Source organism: Bradyrhizobium sp. Pha-3, from assembly GCF_042258325.1.
GTDB lineage: Bacteria > Pseudomonadota > Alphaproteobacteria > Rhizobiales > Xanthobacteraceae > Bradyrhizobium > Bradyrhizobium elkanii.
Genome location: NZ_CP170151.1, coordinates 3876788 through 3893273 on the forward strand (window position 1 = coordinate 3876788; position 16486 = coordinate 3893273).

Here is a 16486-nt window from a genome sequence, read left to right on the forward strand (position 1 = left end):
CCTTGTTCCGCTCTTCCGGCTCCAAGAACGATCCTAAGGGGGCGGCGGAAGAAGGCAATAATAATTTTGTTGAACGTCCGACAAATTATGCCATCATGGCGATGGAAGCCCAATAATCAAACAACGGTGGGGAGGTGAGCATGCTTTGGAGATGGACCGGGATTGGGGTCATCGCGCTGCTGGTCGTGGGGCCGGTGGCCGCGCCGGCCAGCGAAGATACGCCTGTCAAGATCGGCGTTCTCGGCGACCAGTCGTCGGTTTATTCCGCTGCCGGGGGGCGAGGCAGCGTCGAGGCGGCAAAGCTCGCAGCCGAAGATGCGGGGCCGGTGCTCGGCAAGCCGGTCGAGATCGTCTCGGCGGATTTCCAACTGAAGGTCGATGTCGGCGTTGCGATCGCGAGGAAGTGGTACGACGAGGAGAATGTGGACGCGATCATCGACGTGCCGTTCTCGGGCCTTGCCTTGGCTATCGCCGACATGACCAAGAGCAAGAAGAAGCTCGCGCTGTTCAATGCGGCGGCTAGTTCGGAGCTTACCGGCACGAAATGCTCGCCCTATGTCGCGCAGTGGACTTACGACACGTATTCGTTGGGGCATGGGCCGACCACTGGTCTCGTCAGTCGCGGCGAAAATTCATGGTTCTTTCTGACTAACGACACCGTGTTCGGCGCGAGCCTTGAAGGCGATGCGTCCGCGGCCGTCAAGGCCGGCGGAGGCACGGTGATCGGCTCGGTGCGTACGCCGACAGGCGCGACGGACTTCTCGTCGTTCCTGCTGCAGGCGCAAGCCTCCAAAGCGAAAGTGATCGGCGTCGTTGAGGCGGGTGCCGATCTTGCCACCGTTCTCAAGCAGGGCGAGGAGTTCGGCCTTAAATCACGGGGCCAGCGTCTCGCGGCGCTGATGGCCACGATCGACGCCATTCACGGCGTCGGTCTGAAGGATTCCCAGGGCATCATCGTTGCCGAAGCGTTTTACTGGGACCAGAACAACGAGACGCGCGCATTCGCCAAGCGGTTCTATGAGCGGATGAATGCCATGCCGACGCAAGTGCAGGCCGGCGCCTACAGCGTCGTCAATCACTATCTGAAGGCAGTCAAGGCCGTCGGCTCCAAGGATCCCGATAAGGTGATGGCCAAGATGCGGGAGATGCCCATCAACGACTTCATGTCGCACAATGCCAAGCTGCGGGCCGATGGCCGCGTACTCCGCGATCTCTACCTCTTCGAGGTGAAGTCGCCGAAGGAATCCAAGGTCGCCTGGGACTATTATAAGCAGATCGCCGTGATCCCTGCGGACAAAGCGGTGCGGCCGCTCGATCAGGGCGGCTGCCCGCTGGCAAGTCAATGACCCCGGATCAGCGCATGACCGCGACGCGTGATCTCGCCGAACTTGATCTCTTCCGTCAGACTGTTCGTCGCTTCCTTGCAGAGGAAGTCGCACCGAACGCGGATGCGTGGCGTACGAGGGGATATATCGACCGCGATCTGTGGCGCAGGGCAGGCGCGCTCGGCCTGCTTTGCGCCAGCTCTCCGGAGGCATATGGCGGTGGCGGCGGCGATTTCTGGCACGAGGCCGTCATCATCGAGGAGCTCGCGTGGATCGCGTTTCCCGATTTCAGCATACCGCTGCAGAATGTGATCCTGGCGCCTTATTTGACTCAGTACGGCACCGAGGAACAAAAGCGCCGCTGGTTGCCGCGCATGGCCAGCGGCGATCTTGTGGCGGCGCTCGCGATGAGTGAGCCGGGCGCCGGATCCGACGTCAGGGCCATCAGGACCCATGCGCGTCGGGACGGCGACGCGTATGTCGTCAACGGGCAGAAGACCTTTATCACGCACGGCCACACCGCGGATCTGATCTGCCTCGCCGTCAAGACCGATGCCGCTGACGACAACGGCGTTCGCGGCTTCAGCCTGCTGGTCATCGAAACCGCGAACACGGCCGGATTCCAGCGCGGGCGCCGGCTCGACAAGGTCGGCCTCAAGGCACAGGATACGGCCGAGCTGTTCTTCGATGATGCGCGCGTGCCGGTCGGCAATCTGCTTGGAGGCGTTGAGGGCCGCGGATTTTATCAGCTGATGGAGCAACTCGCCAAGGAGCGCATCAATATCGCCATGCAGGCGCTTGCCTTGAGCGAAGCCGCGCTGGCCGAAACCGTCACCTATGTCAAAGAGCGGAAGGTATTCGGCAAACGTCTGATCGAATTCCAGAACACGCGGATGGTGCTTGCCGAAGCCAAGACCGCCGCTTCCGTTACGCGTACATTTCTCGAATCCTGCATCGAACGGCTAATCGCCGGAACACTCGACGCGGAAACCGCGGCGATGGCGAAATGGTGGGCGACCGAGAAGCAGTGCGAGATCATAGACCAATGCGTGCAGCTGCACGGAGGTTACGGCTACATGCTGGAATATCCTGTCGCGAGGATGTGGTGCGACGGTCGTATCCAGAAGATCTGGGGCGGCTCCAACGAGGTCATGAAGGAATTGATTGCGCGGGCTTTGTAACCAGAACGACGGGACCAGACCGGCCGCGCAAGAGATCAGAGAACAACCATCCTGATTGGAGTCGACGATGAACCAGTACGCCAAATATGAATGCCTGAAGGTAGAGGTTGCCGACAAGATCGCGACCGTGACGTTGAATCGGCCGCAAGCGCGCAATGCCATCAACCAAAAGCTGATCCGCGAGCTGCGGACGATCTGGGACGACGTCGCCGACGATCATGCCGTCAATGTCGTGATACTGACAGGCGCCGGCGACTTCTTCAGCGTCGGCGGCGACGTGAAGGCGATGTCGGAGCGACCGGGCGGCGACGTGCTTGAGGAAGGCGAAGTGCATGACCCCATGATCAGCCGGCGCGGCGTTACCCGCCAGCTCGAGCTCGACAAGCCGATCATCGCGGCAATCAACGGCGATGCCATCGGGCTTGCGGCGACCCACGCGCTGCTCTGTGACATCACCGTGATGGCGGAGGATGCGCGGATCGGTGACACTCACGTCTCGCGTGTCGGCCTGGTCGCCGGCGACGGTGGCACCGTGATCTGGCCGCTGCTGGTCGGTATCAACAAAGCCAAGGAGTTCCTGATCCGTGGCACGCTCCTGAAGGGCAGGGAAGCGGAACGGGTCGGGCTGGTCAACCATGTCGCGCCGCGCACCGAGGTATTGGCCATGGCCCGCGAGATCGCTGTCGAGCTTGCCAACGGGCCGACCTGGGCGATCCGCTGGACCAAACTGTCGATCAACCAGATCGTCAAGGATCGGGTGAACCTGCTGCTCGAGGCATCGATGGCGCTTGAGCAGGTGACGTTCGAGACCGCCGACCACAAGGAGGCGACGATTTCGTTCAAAGAGAGGCGCAAGCCGAAGTTCGGTCAGGCTTGAACCGAACCTGCAACGCGTAGACTGGAGTGCCGATGCGCAACCGTATTACTGAAATGTTCGGGATCGAGGTCCCAATCTTCGGCTTTACGCACAAACCTGAGGTCGCGATCGAGGTGACCAATGCTGGAGGAATGGGCGCGCTGGCGGCCAGCTACTATCAGCCAGACGAGCTCGAACGCATCCTCACCGACATGGATGAGAAGACTGGCGGACGCCCTTATTGCATTGATGTTCTGTTCGCTAACAAGGTCGGGCAGGTCACACCAATGTCGGAACGGCTTAAGGCGCTGCCAAAGGAGCACATCGAGTTCGTCGAAAAGCTGTTGAACAACGCAGGAATCCCGCCATTGCCGCCGGAAGTCGAGGCGGAGATGCTACGCGAGAAGCCGCCGGGCCACGGGCACACCGAAGAGGGTGTTCTCGAGGTCCTGGAGATCGTGGTCCGGCATCCGCAGGCGAAGTTCGTGCTGAGCGCTATGGGCGCGCCGCCGGCCTATGTCGTCGATAGGCTGCACAGCCGCGGCATCAAGGTCGGTGCGATGGCCGGCAGCGCCGAACATGCGCTCAAGCATGTGCGGGCTGGCGTTGATCTGATCGTAGCACAGGGAAGCGAAGCAGGAGGACACACCGGTACGATCTCCTCAATGGTACTTTGGCCGGAAGTGGTCGAAGCGGTCGCGCCGATTCCGGTGCTGGCCGCGGGGGGCGTCGGTAGCGGCCGGCATGTCGCAGCCGCGTTTGCGCTGGGAGCCGAGGGCGTGTGGTGCGGGACGATCTGGCTCGGCGCTTCCGAGAGTGAGTTGTCTCCCGACATGCGCAAGAGGTTCGTAGCAGCGCGCTCACAAGACGCCATCCAGCGCAAATACGACACCGGGAAGCCGCTGCGCGGCTTGCGCAGCAAGTGGACAGACGCGTGGGATGCTCCTGACGCACCAGAGCCGCTGCCGCTTGCAGCGCAAAAGCTGCTTGTTGCACCTGCGCTCAAGCGGCTCGAACTGGCCAACGCGGTCGACTACATGGGTTACATGTCAGGGCAAATTGTCGGCAGCATCAAGGCTGAACGGCCCGTTCGCGATATCATGAAAAGCATGACATCCGAGTGCCTGGCCGTCCTGAAGACTTTAAGCTCAAAATCCTAGCTGTAGAATCTGCGCGGAATCGGCGTACGCCGCAGGCAGCAGCTAATATTGATCGCCGATGCGGATGACTCCGAGCCATCTTGCGCTTGTGCGAAGCAAGGACTGCCCGGCCGTTTGCCGCAGCATCCTGTTGGCCGCGAATGCACGCTGGCCAACCGTTCGACGCTTCGAAGCTTGTTTCCCGTCGGCCATTGGCGCCTCGGCACCGAGCATGGTTCGAAAGGTGATCGAGTATCGCGGGGTCTCAACCGCCAGAAATGCTGTGTCCCATATCCGCCGAGCTTCACCGGCCAAGGTTGATCCCGTCGAGCGCGAGGAAGGCTCGCTCTTGCTACCACGTTGGCGCGAAGATCGACCGCAGTTGGAGCAACGACTTATCAACGGGGCCGCAAGAAGCTCGCGAATGAGTTCTTCGCCAATTTCGCGCGAGCATTATAGCGGGACTGCCGGGCTGAACGCGCAGCAACGCGAGCAAGGAATTGTTAGCGCGCGCGACCCGATTTTGCGCCCCACATACAGAGGCTAGAGGGTTCGAAGCCGAACTGTCGAGGACGGTGCGTCGTTTCGTCCTCGATCTCATCTACGCCGACTGAATATTCGAATACCATCCCGTCTGGGCCCTGGAAATACAGAAACCGCGCGCCCGAGGTCGGGTGGCGGCCCGGACCAAAGACGATCGGAACGCGCTGGCCAGACAGATGATAATATGACCTCAGCACATCGTCGTTGCTTTCGACCTGATGGTTGATGTGGTGGACACCCGGCCCCCGACCAGGGGCGAGCGCCACAGTGTGATGGATCGCGTTAACCCGCATCAGCGCGATGTCGCCGATGCGGTCGCTGACCCGCGCGTTACACACTTGGGTCCAGAACAGTTCGTCCCGCACGGGATCAGTCGTAAATAGTCCTACATGACTGAACCCGGTAATTCCCGCATCGCGGGTGGCGAAATATCGCTTGCCGTTGCGCTCGGGGCGCACCACCAGCTCGATCTGATTTCCGGTCGGATCCTTGAAACCGATGAAGGCCCTGACCTTGCGGAGCGCGCACTCATCCGGCGTACCGGCGTGGACGGCATGTCCCAACGAATCGAGGGCCGCGCCGGCAGCGTTGAGCTTGTCTTCATCGATGACTTCGAAAGCCACTGTCTGGTCCTGCGGATCGCCCTCGAAATAGCAGAGCGTGTGGGCCCGGTCGTCGGACCGCAGATAGAGCGCTGCCTTCGCCTGCTCGCCAACCTGCAGGCCGAGGCTCCTGGTTGCGAAACTTTGCGCGTCCTCGAGGTTGGAAGTGCCCAGCCGTACATAAGCGAGATCCCGCAATTCAATCATGTTGCGCCTCCATATCTCAGCGTACGTCAATCGCTAGCCAGCTGTATTTCGGGGATGCCCTGGCATGGACTGCCCCATTCGCAAAGCGAGGAGGGGTGCGCGGAGAACTGCCGTGGGTGGTGATCGGGATCGACGTCCTTGAGGCCGTGGGTGTAGGAAAACACATACCCCTCTGGCCCTTCAAATCTCAGAAAGATCTGTCCGGATGCGGGCTCGCGTCCGGGACCGTGCAGGATCTTGATCTGGCGTTCCTGCACGAAATAGTGGCCCTGCATGATCGCATCCAGGCTTTCGACGCCATAGCTGACATAGAGAATGCCGGCTCGATCAGACGGGTAGAGGGCAAGGCGGTGGTGCTTCCGGTCGAGCCTGAGGTAGGTCACGTCGCCGGCCCAATCGCTGATCCGGGCGCCAAGGATGGAGCTCCAGAATTGCTGGTCGTCCTTCAACGTGAGACTGCGCAGTCCGACGCCCTGCAGTCCGGTAATGCCAGCGTCTCGGCTGGGAAAATAGCGGCGGCCGCTTTGCGCCGGCCGTAGCACCAGGTCGATCTCGTTGCCGCTGGCATCCCGCACGATGAGTGCATCGCGCACGAAGCGCTGCTTGCACTCATCGGGGTCTGCCCGGCGCGCCGTGAAGCCGCGCTTCTGAAGTGCTTGCTCCACGCGATCGAGAGCAGCCTGACCGGAAACCTCGATGCCGACCGAGGATGATGCCGTCGCCGGCACAAGCGACAACGTGTGATAGCGGTCGTCCGATCGGAACAGCAGGGCCTGTTTGTCGGGCACCGGCTGCAGCCCCAGGATGTCGGCGGCGAATGCTGCCGCCGGCTGCGGCTCGCGGACGGCCAATCTGACGTAGCAGAGCCCGATCAGTGAATCGTGCGGCGTTCCTTCTGCCGAAACCCGTCCCGTCATGTCCGCTTTCTCGACTGCGTGGGCATCGCATCCTCGATGTACTGCCGGACGATCGTGCGCCAGACACCAAGAAGGCGCGAGAAGCGATCCGGATCCTTCTCGATCAGCATCCTGACCGAGAAGCCGCGAACCACGCTCAGGGTCAAGGCAAGTACATCCTTCGCGAGCTGCTCCGGAATTCCCGACGATATCAGCGTATCGAGCCAGGTTGCCTCGATCGAGAAGCGCGTCTGCCGGGCAAACTGGTGCGTCTCGCGCCTCAGCTGCCGGGTACTGTCATCGCTCATTGCGACAGCGAGCTCGATGAAGAAATAGTCGCCGAAGAAGAAGTCCTGGGCGTCCTTGATGATGCCGTCGATCGGATCGCCGCCGTCGTGCCGCGCCGATTGCGCACGGCGCATGCTCTGGGTGAACGTGACCTCGTTGACATAGGCCAGCACAGCCACCACGAGCTCGTGCTTGCTGGGAAAGTGATGCATTAGTGCACCGCGCGAAACGCCGGCGAGGTCGGCAACTTCGATGGTGCGCAGGCCGCCGAGGCCGTTCCGGCGAATAAGCTTGACGGCGGCTTCCATCAGTTGCTTACGCGTAGTCTCGCTGCGCTCTGCCTGGGTTCGCCGAGGCGAGTATTTCGGCTCGGCCGTGCTGTCCCGGCGCGATCTCAGCTTTTGCCGGGGTGCCGGTGCGCGGGATGCCTGGGGGCCCCGGCGAGAGGTCAGCTTGGGGTCTTCAGAGTTGGACATAGACGCCGTCTTCAATCACCTTGACCGGGAAGGTCTTCAAAGGAACCGTACACGGCATGCCGGTCGGCTCACCGCTGGTGACATCGAATGTACCAAAATGCCAGGGACATTCGACGATGTTTCCCGTCAGGATGCCTTCGTCGGATAGCGAGGCCTCGCCATGGGTGCACAGGTCCGCCGTGGCGTAGATCGCACCGCCGACGTTGTAGATGGCGAGATTGGTACCGTCCGGCATCGCCGCGGGACGAATCTCCCCCTCAGGAAAGTCCTCAACCCTGCCGATGAGAATGCCGCTGGTCGTGATCGTCATAGCATCGTACTTCCGCCATTGACGCTGATAACCTGTCCAGTCACGAACGATGCCTCCTTCGAAGCCAGATAGCATACCATCGATGCCACTTCGTCCATCTCGGCCGCGCGTCCCATCGGCACCACGTCGATGAAGCGTTGCAGTGCCTTTGGCGCCTTGAGTGTAACTTGCCGCACCTGGGGGGTGTCGACGATGCAGGGGGCCACGACATTCACAGTGATGCCGTCCTTGGCAAATTCACGCGCGAGGCCGGTCGCCATCGCGTGCACGCCACCCTTCGCGGCATTGTAGGCGGCGTGATCCCAAAGCCCGTTGCGGACCGAGTCCGCTCCGATGTTGACGATGCGGCCGTAACCCCTGGCCTTCATGATCGGGACGGCGTGCCAGGTGCACCACAGCGTTGTCCAGAGATTGCGATCGATCGTGGTCCGCAACGTGGCCGGCGTGTGATCGAGGAACGGCTTGATAATCCCCCCGCCGGCGTTGTTCACGAGCACGTCGAGAGTTCCAAATGTCTCGACGGCAGCCTTGATGACGCCGCCTGCGACGTCCTCCCGCGAAAGGTCGCCGGCTCTTACGACCGGTCGCTGGACATCGCTCCTGGAGATGTCGTCGGCGACTGTCCCAAGGCGCTTCTCGTCAATATCCGAGAGCACGAGGTTGGCGCCGGCATCGGCAAAATGGCGAGCGATGACGACACCGATGCCGCTGGCAGCACCGGTGATCACGACCGTCTGTCCTTTGAAGCGGGAATTCATCTAATCTGACCTGTCAAAGAACGATACTGATGCGGCCGCTCGGCCGCAGGCCTTCGCCGCCGAGCAGGCAGCGCTTTTCCCGGATGCGAAAGCCTTCCCCTTGCAGCGCAAGGCGATATTTGTTCGTCCCGAAGTAGAGATCGGTGACGCCGTCCTTGGTCCGTAGCGTCTGGAACACGGCGCTGACGTCGAGCTCATCCTCATGTCGCGACTGAATGCGGACGTTGCCGACGATCCGGCTGGTCTTCGAATGCGGAAACTCCGCATGCGCGGTACGCTTCATCAGCCGTTTGACCCGCTCGCCAAGCCGCATGCGGTCGTCGGCGATGTAGAACAGACTGCTGTCCGACGATGCATCCGCCGGCAGGTCGGTGCAGGGCACTTCGTACCTGGCGTCCTCGGTGAAGAGTGTCAGCCATTCCGGCAATCGCCATTGATCGAGCAGCTCGGCCTCGTTGAACAGAAAATCTTCTACTTCGGTGCGGCTTACGGATTGCATTTCGTTCTCCTCAGGCCGCGACACTCTTGATGCCGGATGCCGGTGCGGGGAACATCTGCTTGTTCCACTGCGTCCAGAACGCGCGCATCTGTAGCTCGTCGTCGTGATGAGCCTTGTCCTTGCCCATTCCCTTCGAGATGTCGTTCCAAAGAGCTTCCTTGGAATTCTCGAAGCCACGTTGGCAATGCTCGAGCGCTTCAGCGTCGTCGGGCGTGGCAAAGCCGCCGGGGCCAAGGAACTCGAGAAAGTTATTGAGCCGATACTTTAGCGCCCACGCGGATTCGTCGTTTGGCGCTAACGCCCATGCATTGATGACCATGTAGTCGGGTGCCATTGGGTAATAGGTGCGCACGGTCAATGCCATGATGTCATTCACGACGAGATTTGGGAAAATGAAAAGGTTGCGGTTCTTGCGCGCGATCCGCTCGGCGCGCGCCTCGCCGTGACGCTGGACGAGATCGGCGTAGATCCGATCGATCTCGGACTTGCCGGCTTCTCCCCAGCCGGGAATCCACTGTGCGACCGGCCGTCCCCACGGCGCACCATATTCAAGCACCGCGTGGCCATTGCCGAGATCGTAGCCATAGCCGCCGCCGCCCATTCCGGTGGCAAGATTATCGGTCGAGCTCATAAGGATATCGAAGTACGTCGCGTGGGTGGTCGCGGCATGATAGCCGTCGATGCTGTTTTCGGTGAGCAGCTTCCAGTTGGCCCGGATCGAATATTCCTGGCTGCCCGCGACAATCGACATTCCGGCGTCGGTCTGATCGCATATCACGTCGAGGTATTCCTTCGCGCCGGCGAGGTAGTCGACGAGCGGAACAATGTCGCTATCGAATGAGACGAAGTTGAAGCCGCGGTAGGTCTCGAACCGCGGCACCGGTTGCATGTTCGAGGTGTCGCGGCCCTTGAAACCCTCGGGGTAGGAGGCCTCGCCCGGCTGGCTACGGAGCTTGCCGTCCGCGCCGAACACCCAGCCGTGATAGAAGCACTGGAATGACTTGGCGTTGCCCTTGCGCTCGCGGCAAACCTGAGCGCCGCGATGCGGGCAGGTGTTGAGCAATGCACGCAGCTCTCCCTTGCTGTCCCGGGTGAACAGGATGCCCCGGCCGGCCACCTTGCGGGTAACGAAGTCGCCGGGCTTGGGAAGCTCGGACGAATGCCCGAGGTATAGCCACGAGCGGTCGAATATCTTTTCCTTCTCGGCCCTGAAGATCTCGGGATCGACGAAGTTACGTCGCGCCACCTTGAAAACGCGCTGGACCGGATCGACGAGCAGCGCGGGCTGCGGGTGTTCTGCGTTCATTGCGGTGTCCTCTTCCCTAGGCGGCGAGTAAGCGCTTCAGCTGAAAGGCGGGATTCTCAAGTTCGTTTTTTCGAACCGGCTTTCGTGCGGCGACGAGACGGCGCAGTACCGCCATGTCTCGCGCGGCATTGACGGTGGTGCCGCCGATGATCTCGTCATCGCGGACGCTGATCGACGTGAAGCGCCCGGCGTCAACGTCGCCCCTGACTATCTCGTGTCCGCCGGCTGGATTGCCGACAACCTGGATGTTGGCGTCGTACTGGTCGGACCAGAACCAGGGCGGTGCGTCATAGGCGGTCTCTATTCCAGCCATGCACCTGGCGGTGGCGATCGCCTGGTTCTGGGCGTTTGCCCAGTTCTCGACGCGCATCCAGCGTTCATGGCTTCGGCTCCACTGCTCAGCGACGTCGCCTGCGGCAAAGATTCCATCGGCGGCGGTGGCGCCGGTCGGCGTGACGCGAATCCCGTGCTGGGACTCGAGGCCCAATTGGGCCGCAAGCTCGGTGACCGGTTCGACGCCGACTCCCACCAGGGCGATATCGACGGGAATGGTTCGGCCGTCGCCGAGCTCCAGTCCGTAAGACGTGGTTCGCACTACCACGGCGCCGCAGATAATCTCCGCACCCTTCGACGAATGGAGGTGGCGAAGAAATCGGCCGAGCGAGGGGGAGCCAATCTGAGGCAACAGGCCCTCGGCTTTCTCGATGATCGTGACCTGGCAACCCCGCCCAGTTGCGGCGGAGGCGACCTCGAGGCCGACGACCCCGCCGCCGACAAGCGCCACTCGCCGTCCCGGCTGCAATTCCCGGCGCAGAGCGAGCGCATCGCCGATGCCACGGAGATAGCGGACGGGAAGGGGGCCATTGTCGAGTTCGGGCAGTCGCCGCACCCGCGTCCCGGTCGCGAGCAGCAGTCGGTCGAACGAAAGCTCTTGCCCGTTTGCAAGGACGACAGCGCGCCGCTGTGCATCGGCGGCCACCACGCGCGACGAGGTGAGCAGGGCTATGTCGAGATCACGCCACTCCCGAGCCTGCCGGATCAGGGCCGGAACGGCTTCGCGGTCGATCAGCATGGCCTTCGACAGTTGCGGGCGCTCGTAGGGAAGATGCTCTTCTTCGCCGATCAGGCTGATCGGGCCGCGATGTCCGGCTGCACGCAATGCCTCGGCGGCCCGGGCACCGGCCTGTCCGGCTCCCACGATCACGATGCGCGCTTGCTGCGAATCCAACGTTGTTCGCTCCCTTAGCCGCTTCTCGGCTTGCGGCATTTTCGCTGCCGCTGCTTTGACGCGAAGGCGTCTTGACAGTGAAGATAAAAACAATCATTCCTGTTTGTAAAGTGAATTCTGCCACGCGCCGGATGGCGCGGGCAGGGATCGCGACAACAAGCTCGCAAGCGGGCAACAGGGAGAGCGTGTTGGGCGCCGTGATCGATATTCACACGCATGTTGTGCCTGCGCGGCTCGCCGCGGACCCAAAGCGGGATCCACGCTGGCCGAGCATCGAGCATTCTACCGGCGATCAGGCGTCGGTGATGATTGCCGGGAAAGTCTTTCGAAGGATTGATACCAGATCGTGGGATGTGCAGCGGCGGCTTGCTGACATGATCGAAGATGGCACCGACATGCAGGTGCTCTCGCCGATGCCGGAGCTGCTGTCGCATTGGCTACCGCCTGACGACGCCGAGTATCTTGGGGCAGCGATGAACGATCAGATCGCGGGCATGATTGCGCAGGCGCCGCGCAATTTTGCGGGCATAGGCATGGTGTGCATGCAGGATGTGCCGCGCGCCGTCCAGCAGCTGGAGAAAATCAAGGCGCTCGGCTTCGCGGGGATCGAGATCGGAACGCACATCAACGGCGTGGCACTCGGTAGCGAAAGCCTGTTTCCGGTCTACGAGGCTGCCCAGTCGCTCGATCTCGGCATTTTCGTGCATCCGCTGCACCCGAGCGGCATGGAGCGCTTGGGCAGCAGCCCGGAATTCGCAGCCACAGCCGTGTTTCCGCTCGAGACGGCGCTTGCCTCGGTATCACTGCTGGCCGCCGGCGTTCCGGAAAGGTTTCCACGGCTCCGGATCCTGCTCAGCCATGGCGGTGGAGCGCTGACATGGATTTTGCCGCGAATGGATTTTGGCTGGTTGCTGGGTGCAAAAGGCAAGATGACGCGGACACCTTCCGAACTGGCCAGGCAATTCTGGTATGACACGCTTCTCTACGATCCGGTGTCGCTGTCGTTTCTCGGCAATGCGGTAGGCGAGAGTCGGATCGTCGTGGGATCCGACTACCCCTATACGATACGGCAGAAGCAGCCCGGCACGTTCGCCACGCGGGCGCTCGGCAGCGATGCCGTGCTTGCCGAGAATTCCTTCGGTTTCCTCGGCCGGCATTATGACGTGGCAGTGCTCCGAGCCTCGGAAGCGCCAGGGACGAGCGAGGCGGGGCCATCCCATGGCTGACTGTCGTTCACTGCCGCAAATGTGCCTGCTGGGTCCAATTCCGCCGAGAACTCCGGGCCGTAGCGATGCTCAGGTGCCATCTGACGCGGCGCGGGGCGCAAGCAAATACGGCCGTATCCCCTTCGTCTACTTCTATCAGACTGGCGCGGCGGCCGACCCGGCATTCGGCCTGCTCGACATCGAGGTCGCAGTGCAGCGCCGTGAACCGGGAAGCTTCGCGTGCGAAGTCTACGCCATCGGAGACGGCTATCAGGCTGGACGTGGCGCAAGCACACACGAACCGATGGTGTTCGAATTCCGAGGTCGCGGTCGGACGATCGCGAGAGCGGAATGGCACTACCCGACAATTCTCAGCGGCCACATGGACGCGTTGACGTTTTCAGTTCCGCTTGAGCTCACGGAGGCTGAGTTCGCCCTGCTCGACAGCGTCTTGCTACCGCCAGCGCGTGCCGAGGTGACAGTGTGTTTGGAGTGAGTACGATGGCCGACAAGACGATCCTGATCGGAAATCGCTATGTTGCCCGCCAGGATCTGCTCGACTGCGGCAGCCGTGCCGCCACCGCGCTTGAGGCAGCCGGCGTCCGCGAAGGCGATGCGATCGCGCTCCTGATCCGCAACGATCCCTGCTATTTCGAGATCCTGCACGCTGCCGCGCTGCTCGGCGCCTATGTCGTCCCCTTGAACTGGCATAGCAAAGCCGACGAAATAGCCTACATCCTGGCGGACTGCACGCCACGGGCCCTGATCGGACACCGCGATCTGATCGGGGCGGTCGCCCAAGCCGTTCCTGCGGCATTGCCGACCTTTGTCATCGACGACCCCGCCGCTTCTGTCGCGCCGTCGGCGCTATCGGCTTCAATCAGTCACGATTGGCAGGCATTTCGCAATAAGGCTGCGCCTTGGGTGCAGCCGGCTCGCGCGCCGCGGGGCACGATGATCTATACGTCCGGCACGACGGGACATCCGAAAGGTGTACGGCGTGCGCCGATGACACCGGAGCAGATCAAGAAGAACGCGACGCTGCTTCGTGAGATTTACGGCATCGAAGCCGGCATGCGGGCTTTCGTCTGTGGTCCTCTCTACCACGCGTCGCCCGGTGCGTTCGCGCGACAGGCCTTCCAGCACGCCGACCTCACGGTATTGCAACAGAGCTTCGATCCCGAAGATCTGCTGCGTGTCATTGCCGAACATCGGATTACGCATCTGACAATGGTGCCCACCATGTTCGTCCGCCTTCTACGGCTTAGCCGCTGCGTTCGCAGCACCTACGACCTCTCGTCGATCCGCTGGGTGACGCACACCGGTGCTGCATGTCCGCCCGACGTGAAGCGCGGGATGATCGATTGGTGGGGACCGGTGATTCACGAGACCTATGGCGCGACGGAGACCGGCGCCGCGGTCGGCTGCAATACGGCAGAATGGCTTGCCCATCCAGGCACGGTCGGCCGGCCTATGACGGGGACCGAGCTCAGAATCTACGATGAGGAAGGCGGCGATGTTGCTGCGGGCGGAGTCGGCGAGATTTATCTGCGGACTGAAGCCTATTCGGATTTTACCTATCACGGCCGCCCGGAGCAGCGCGCACAGGTCGATCGCGCAGGGCTCGTGACGTGCGGGGATATCGGCTATCTCGACGCCGACGGCTTCCTCTACATCTGCGATCGCAAGCGCGACATGGTGATTTCGGGCGGAGTCAACATCTACCCGGCCGAGATCGAGAACGTGCTGGTCAATTGCCCCGGAGTGCGGGACTGCGCAGTGTTTGGCGTGCCCGACGCTGAATTCGGCGAAAGCCTGATCGCGGCGATCGAAGCCGAGCCGGACGGCTGGCCCGCACCGGATGACGTCACGGCTTTCCTGGAGCAGCGCCTCGCACGCTTCAAGGTTCCCAAGCGGTTTGTTTTCCACGATGCCCTGCCGCGGGAGGCGAGCGGCAAGATCTTCAAGCGGAAACTGCGCGACCACTATCTTCAAACCGGCGTTCGGCCGGTCTGAGTACCTATTGCCAATTACAGGAGATGAAGCGTGGATCTGAGTGACAAGTTCATCGACGTCGGAGGGACCCGCACGCGCTATCATGACGTCGGGCAGGGTGAGCCGACGATACTGATTCATGGTGGCGGACCGGGTGCGTCGGGTCTCAGCAATTATCGTAAGAATGTCGAGCCGCTGGCGGCAAGCCGCCGGGTCATCGTCGTCGATCTCCCCGGCTTTGGCGAGACCGAAGGCAAGCTGCAGGACGGGCCGATCTTCGCGGCCATGGGTGAGTTCGTCCGCAACTTCATGGATGCGATTGGCGTTCAGAAGGCAAGTTTCGTCGGCAATTCGCTCGGAGGCGCGACCTCGCTGATGGTCGCGCTTGAGGCTCCGGAGCGGGTCAACCGCCTTGTCTTGATGGGCACCGGAGGCAGCCATGCGATCTTTACGCCGATGCCGACCGAGGGGCTGCGCCGAATGGCAATGTTCCATGGTGGCGATGGACCGTCAATGCAGAAGCTGAAAGGCGTCATCGAGCTTCTGGTGTTCGATTCGAAATCGATCACCGATGCGCTGCTAGAGGAGCGGTTGAAGGCCGCGATGCGCAAGGACGTTATCGACATTTTCAAGCGCCCGCCGCTCGATATCTGGCGCGAAAATCTTGCCCGGCTGAAGCATCGGACGCTGATCGTTTGGGGACGGGACGATCGCGTGGTTCCGCTCGACTCTGCCTTCATCCTGCTCAAGACAATGCCGAACGCCGAGCTCCACGTTTATCCCAAATGCGGTCATTGGGCGCAGTGGGAAAAGGCCGATGAGTTCAACGCGCTGGTCGCCGACTTCCTGGATCGGCCATGAACGCGATCGTTGATAAGCTAGCAACGCGCCTGCAGGAAGCGGAATCGGCGCGGCGTCCGATCGACCCGATCGCGGCCGAGATCGGCACTGGCAATATCGAGATTGCCTATGCCGTGCAGTCCGAGGTGACCCGCCGTGGCCTGTCTGCCGGCAGACGGCTGGTCGGCCGAAAGATCGGCCTCACCTCGAAGGCGGTGCAGCAGCAGCTCGGCGTCGATCAACCCGATTATGGCGCTCTGTTCGCCGACATGGAAGTTCCGACCGGCGAGGCGATCGACACTACGTGGCTGATCCAGCCCCGCATCGAGGCGGAGATCGCACTCGTCCTGGAGCGCGACCTTCCCGGCGAGGACGTCACGCTCGGCGAATTGATGCGATCGACGGCCTACGCCGTTGCTGCGCTCGAAGTGGTCGACAGCCGGGTACGGGATTGGAGAATCAGTATTCTTGATACCGTTGCCGACAACGGCTCGAGCGCGCGGTACGTGCTCGGCGCATCGCCGCGCCGATTGACCGACCTGGACCTCGAGGCCTGCGGCATGACGATGACACGGAACGGTGTCATCGCATCCCTCGGCTGCGGCGCGGCCTGCCTCGGTCATCCCTTGCGTGCCGGGCTCTGGCTAGCCCGGGCGATGGCACGCGCGGGCCAGCCCCTGCGAGGTGGCGATGTCGTGCTGACGGGCGCGCTTGGTCCGGTATCACCTGTGTCGGCCGGCGAAGTTTACGAGGCGAAGATCTCCGGCTTCGGCCCAGTTTGCGTGACCTTCACATAGTCGCCGGGGATCAGGAGGCTATCAAGAGCCACTTC

The 16486-nt window shown here is 62.0% G+C and carries 17 protein-coding genes; 9 read left to right on the forward strand and 8 right to left on the reverse strand.

The features are described 5' to 3' along the window. The first annotated feature begins 140 nt into the window (after window positions 1-140). The 4 genes from ACE10X_RS17850 (at window position 141) to ACE10X_RS17865 (ending at window position 4522) form a co-directional block, all read left to right on the forward strand. Window positions 141-1346: an ABC transporter substrate-binding protein gene (locus tag ACE10X_RS17850; RefSeq protein ID WP_038381858.1), complete on the forward strand. Its 1206-nt coding sequence runs from the start codon at window positions 141-143 to the stop codon at window positions 1344-1346. 14 nt (window positions 1347-1360) lie between these two features. Next, window positions 1361-2506: an acyl-CoA dehydrogenase family protein gene (locus ACE10X_RS17855; RefSeq protein ID WP_038381876.1), complete on the forward strand. Its 1146-nt coding sequence runs from the start codon at window positions 1361-1363 to the stop codon at window positions 2504-2506. A gap of 67 nt (window positions 2507-2573) precedes the next feature. Next, a complete protein-coding gene (locus ACE10X_RS17860) occupies window positions 2574-3383 on the forward strand; it encodes an enoyl-CoA hydratase/isomerase family protein (RefSeq protein ID WP_038381857.1) in 810 nt (269 codons plus the stop codon). A 32-nt stretch (window positions 3384-3415) separates the two neighbouring features. Continuing rightward, complete coding sequence (locus ACE10X_RS17865; protein WP_038381856.1) at window positions 3416-4522, forward strand: nitronate monooxygenase family protein; 1107 nt, start codon at window positions 3416-3418, stop codon at window positions 4520-4522. Between the two features lie 482 nt (window positions 4523-5004). Here the strand turns inward: ACE10X_RS17865 and ACE10X_RS17870 are convergent, their stop codons facing one another. The 8 genes from ACE10X_RS17870 to ACE10X_RS17905 form a co-directional block, all read right to left on the reverse strand. After that, entirely contained in the window at window positions 5005-5853 is an 849-nt protein-coding gene (locus ACE10X_RS17870) for a VOC family protein (protein ID WP_038381855.1), read from the reverse strand. 26 nt (window positions 5854-5879) lie between these two features. Then, window positions 5880-6770, reverse strand: a complete 891-nt coding sequence (locus tag ACE10X_RS17875; RefSeq protein WP_051002550.1) for a VOC family protein — start codon at window positions 6768-6770, stop codon at window positions 5880-5882. Continuing rightward, window positions 6767-7345, reverse strand: a complete 579-nt coding sequence (locus tag ACE10X_RS17880) for a TetR/AcrR family transcriptional regulator (RefSeq protein ID WP_028342784.1) — start codon at window positions 7343-7345, stop codon at window positions 6767-6769. The genes ACE10X_RS17875 and ACE10X_RS17880 overlap by 4 nt, the downstream gene beginning before the upstream one ends. Window positions 7346-7499: 154 nt before the next feature. Beyond that, the gene (locus tag ACE10X_RS17885; RefSeq protein ID WP_028342783.1) at window positions 7500-7823 is read right to left on the reverse strand and encodes a non-heme iron oxygenase ferredoxin subunit; all 324 of its coding nucleotides are present in this window, start codon (window positions 7821-7823) and stop codon (window positions 7500-7502) included. After that, complete coding sequence (locus tag ACE10X_RS17890; protein ID WP_038381854.1) at window positions 7820-8581, reverse strand: SDR family NAD(P)-dependent oxidoreductase; 762 nt, start codon at window positions 8579-8581, stop codon at window positions 7820-7822. The genes ACE10X_RS17885 and ACE10X_RS17890 overlap by 4 nt, the downstream gene beginning before the upstream one ends. 13 nt (window positions 8582-8594) lie before the next feature. Further along, window positions 8595-9080: an aromatic-ring-hydroxylating dioxygenase subunit beta gene (locus tag ACE10X_RS17895; RefSeq protein ID WP_038381873.1), complete on the reverse strand. Its 486-nt coding sequence runs from the start codon at window positions 9078-9080 to the stop codon at window positions 8595-8597. Between the two features lie 10 nt (window positions 9081-9090). Further along, window positions 9091-10386 carry an aromatic ring-hydroxylating dioxygenase subunit alpha gene (locus ACE10X_RS17900; protein ID WP_375764433.1) on the reverse strand — a complete coding sequence of 432 codons (1296 nt, stop codon included), beginning with the start codon at window positions 10384-10386 and terminating at the stop codon, window positions 9091-9093. Window positions 10387-10402: 16 nt separating this feature from the next. Further along, window positions 10403-11614, reverse strand: coding sequence for an NAD(P)/FAD-dependent oxidoreductase (locus ACE10X_RS17905; protein WP_304555891.1), 1212 nt, complete (start codon window positions 11612-11614; stop codon window positions 10403-10405). Window positions 11615-11691: 77 nt separating this feature from the next. Between ACE10X_RS17905 and ACE10X_RS17910 the strand changes: the two genes are divergently transcribed. The 5 genes from ACE10X_RS17910 (at window position 11692) to ACE10X_RS17930 (ending at window position 16451) form a co-directional block, all read left to right on the forward strand. Continuing rightward, on the forward strand, window positions 11692-12840 hold the full coding sequence (locus ACE10X_RS17910; RefSeq protein WP_375764589.1) for an amidohydrolase family protein: 1149 nt from the start codon (window positions 11692-11694) through the stop codon (window positions 12838-12840). A 73-nt stretch (window positions 12841-12913) separates the two neighbouring features. Further along, entirely contained in the window at window positions 12914-13315 is a 402-nt protein-coding gene (locus tag ACE10X_RS17915) for a hypothetical protein (RefSeq protein WP_375764434.1), read from the forward strand. A gap of 5 nt (window positions 13316-13320) precedes the next feature. Continuing rightward, on the forward strand, window positions 13321-14835 hold the full coding sequence (locus ACE10X_RS17920; protein WP_375764435.1) for an AMP-binding protein: 1515 nt from the start codon (window positions 13321-13323) through the stop codon (window positions 14833-14835). A gap of 30 nt (window positions 14836-14865) precedes the next feature. Next, on the forward strand, window positions 14866-15675 hold the full coding sequence (locus tag ACE10X_RS17925) for an alpha/beta fold hydrolase (RefSeq protein ID WP_375764436.1): 810 nt from the start codon (window positions 14866-14868) through the stop codon (window positions 15673-15675). Continuing rightward, window positions 15672-16451, forward strand: a complete 780-nt coding sequence (locus tag ACE10X_RS17930) for a 2-keto-4-pentenoate hydratase (RefSeq protein ID WP_375764437.1) — start codon at window positions 15672-15674, stop codon at window positions 16449-16451. The genes ACE10X_RS17925 and ACE10X_RS17930 overlap by 4 nt, the downstream gene beginning before the upstream one ends. The last annotated feature ends 35 nt before the right edge of the window (window positions 16452-16486 follow it).

Coding starts and splice junctions, on each gene's coding strand:
- ACE10X_RS17885 (WP_028342783.1), bottom strand. CDS start 7,823: ATGACGATCACGACCAGCGGCATTCTCATCGGCAGGGTTGAGGACTTT.
- ACE10X_RS17895 (WP_038381873.1), bottom strand. CDS start 9,080: ATGCAATCCGTAAGCCGCACCGAAGTAGAAGATTTTCTGTTCAACGAG.
- ACE10X_RS17865 (WP_038381856.1), top strand. CDS start 3,416: ATGCGCAACCGTATTACTGAAATGTTCGGGATCGAGGTCCCAATCTTC.
- ACE10X_RS17860 (WP_038381857.1), top strand. CDS start 2,574: ATGAACCAGTACGCCAAATATGAATGCCTGAAGGTAGAGGTTGCCGAC.
- ACE10X_RS17900 (WP_375764433.1), bottom strand. CDS start 10,386: ATGAACGCAGAACACCCGCAGCCCGCGCTGCTCGTCGATCCGGTCCAG.
- ACE10X_RS17850 (WP_038381858.1), top strand. CDS start 141: ATGCTTTGGAGATGGACCGGGATTGGGGTCATCGCGCTGCTGGTCGTG.
- ACE10X_RS17870 (WP_038381855.1), bottom strand. CDS start 5,853: ATGATTGAATTGCGGGATCTCGCTTATGTACGGCTGGGCACTTCCAAC.
- ACE10X_RS17875 (WP_051002550.1), bottom strand. CDS start 6,770: ATGACGGGACGGGTTTCGGCAGAAGGAACGCCGCACGATTCACTGATC.
- ACE10X_RS17880 (WP_028342784.1), bottom strand. CDS start 7,345: ATGGAAGCCGCCGTCAAGCTTATTCGCCGGAACGGCCTCGGCGGCCTG.
- ACE10X_RS17920 (WP_375764435.1), top strand. CDS start 13,321: ATGGCCGACAAGACGATCCTGATCGGAAATCGCTATGTTGCCCGCCAG.
- ACE10X_RS17930 (WP_375764437.1), top strand. CDS start 15,672: ATGAACGCGATCGTTGATAAGCTAGCAACGCGCCTGCAGGAAGCGGAA.
- ACE10X_RS17855 (WP_038381876.1), top strand. CDS start 1,361: ATGACCGCGACGCGTGATCTCGCCGAACTTGATCTCTTCCGTCAGACT.
- ACE10X_RS17890 (WP_038381854.1), bottom strand. CDS start 8,581: ATGAATTCCCGCTTCAAAGGACAGACGGTCGTGATCACCGGTGCTGCC.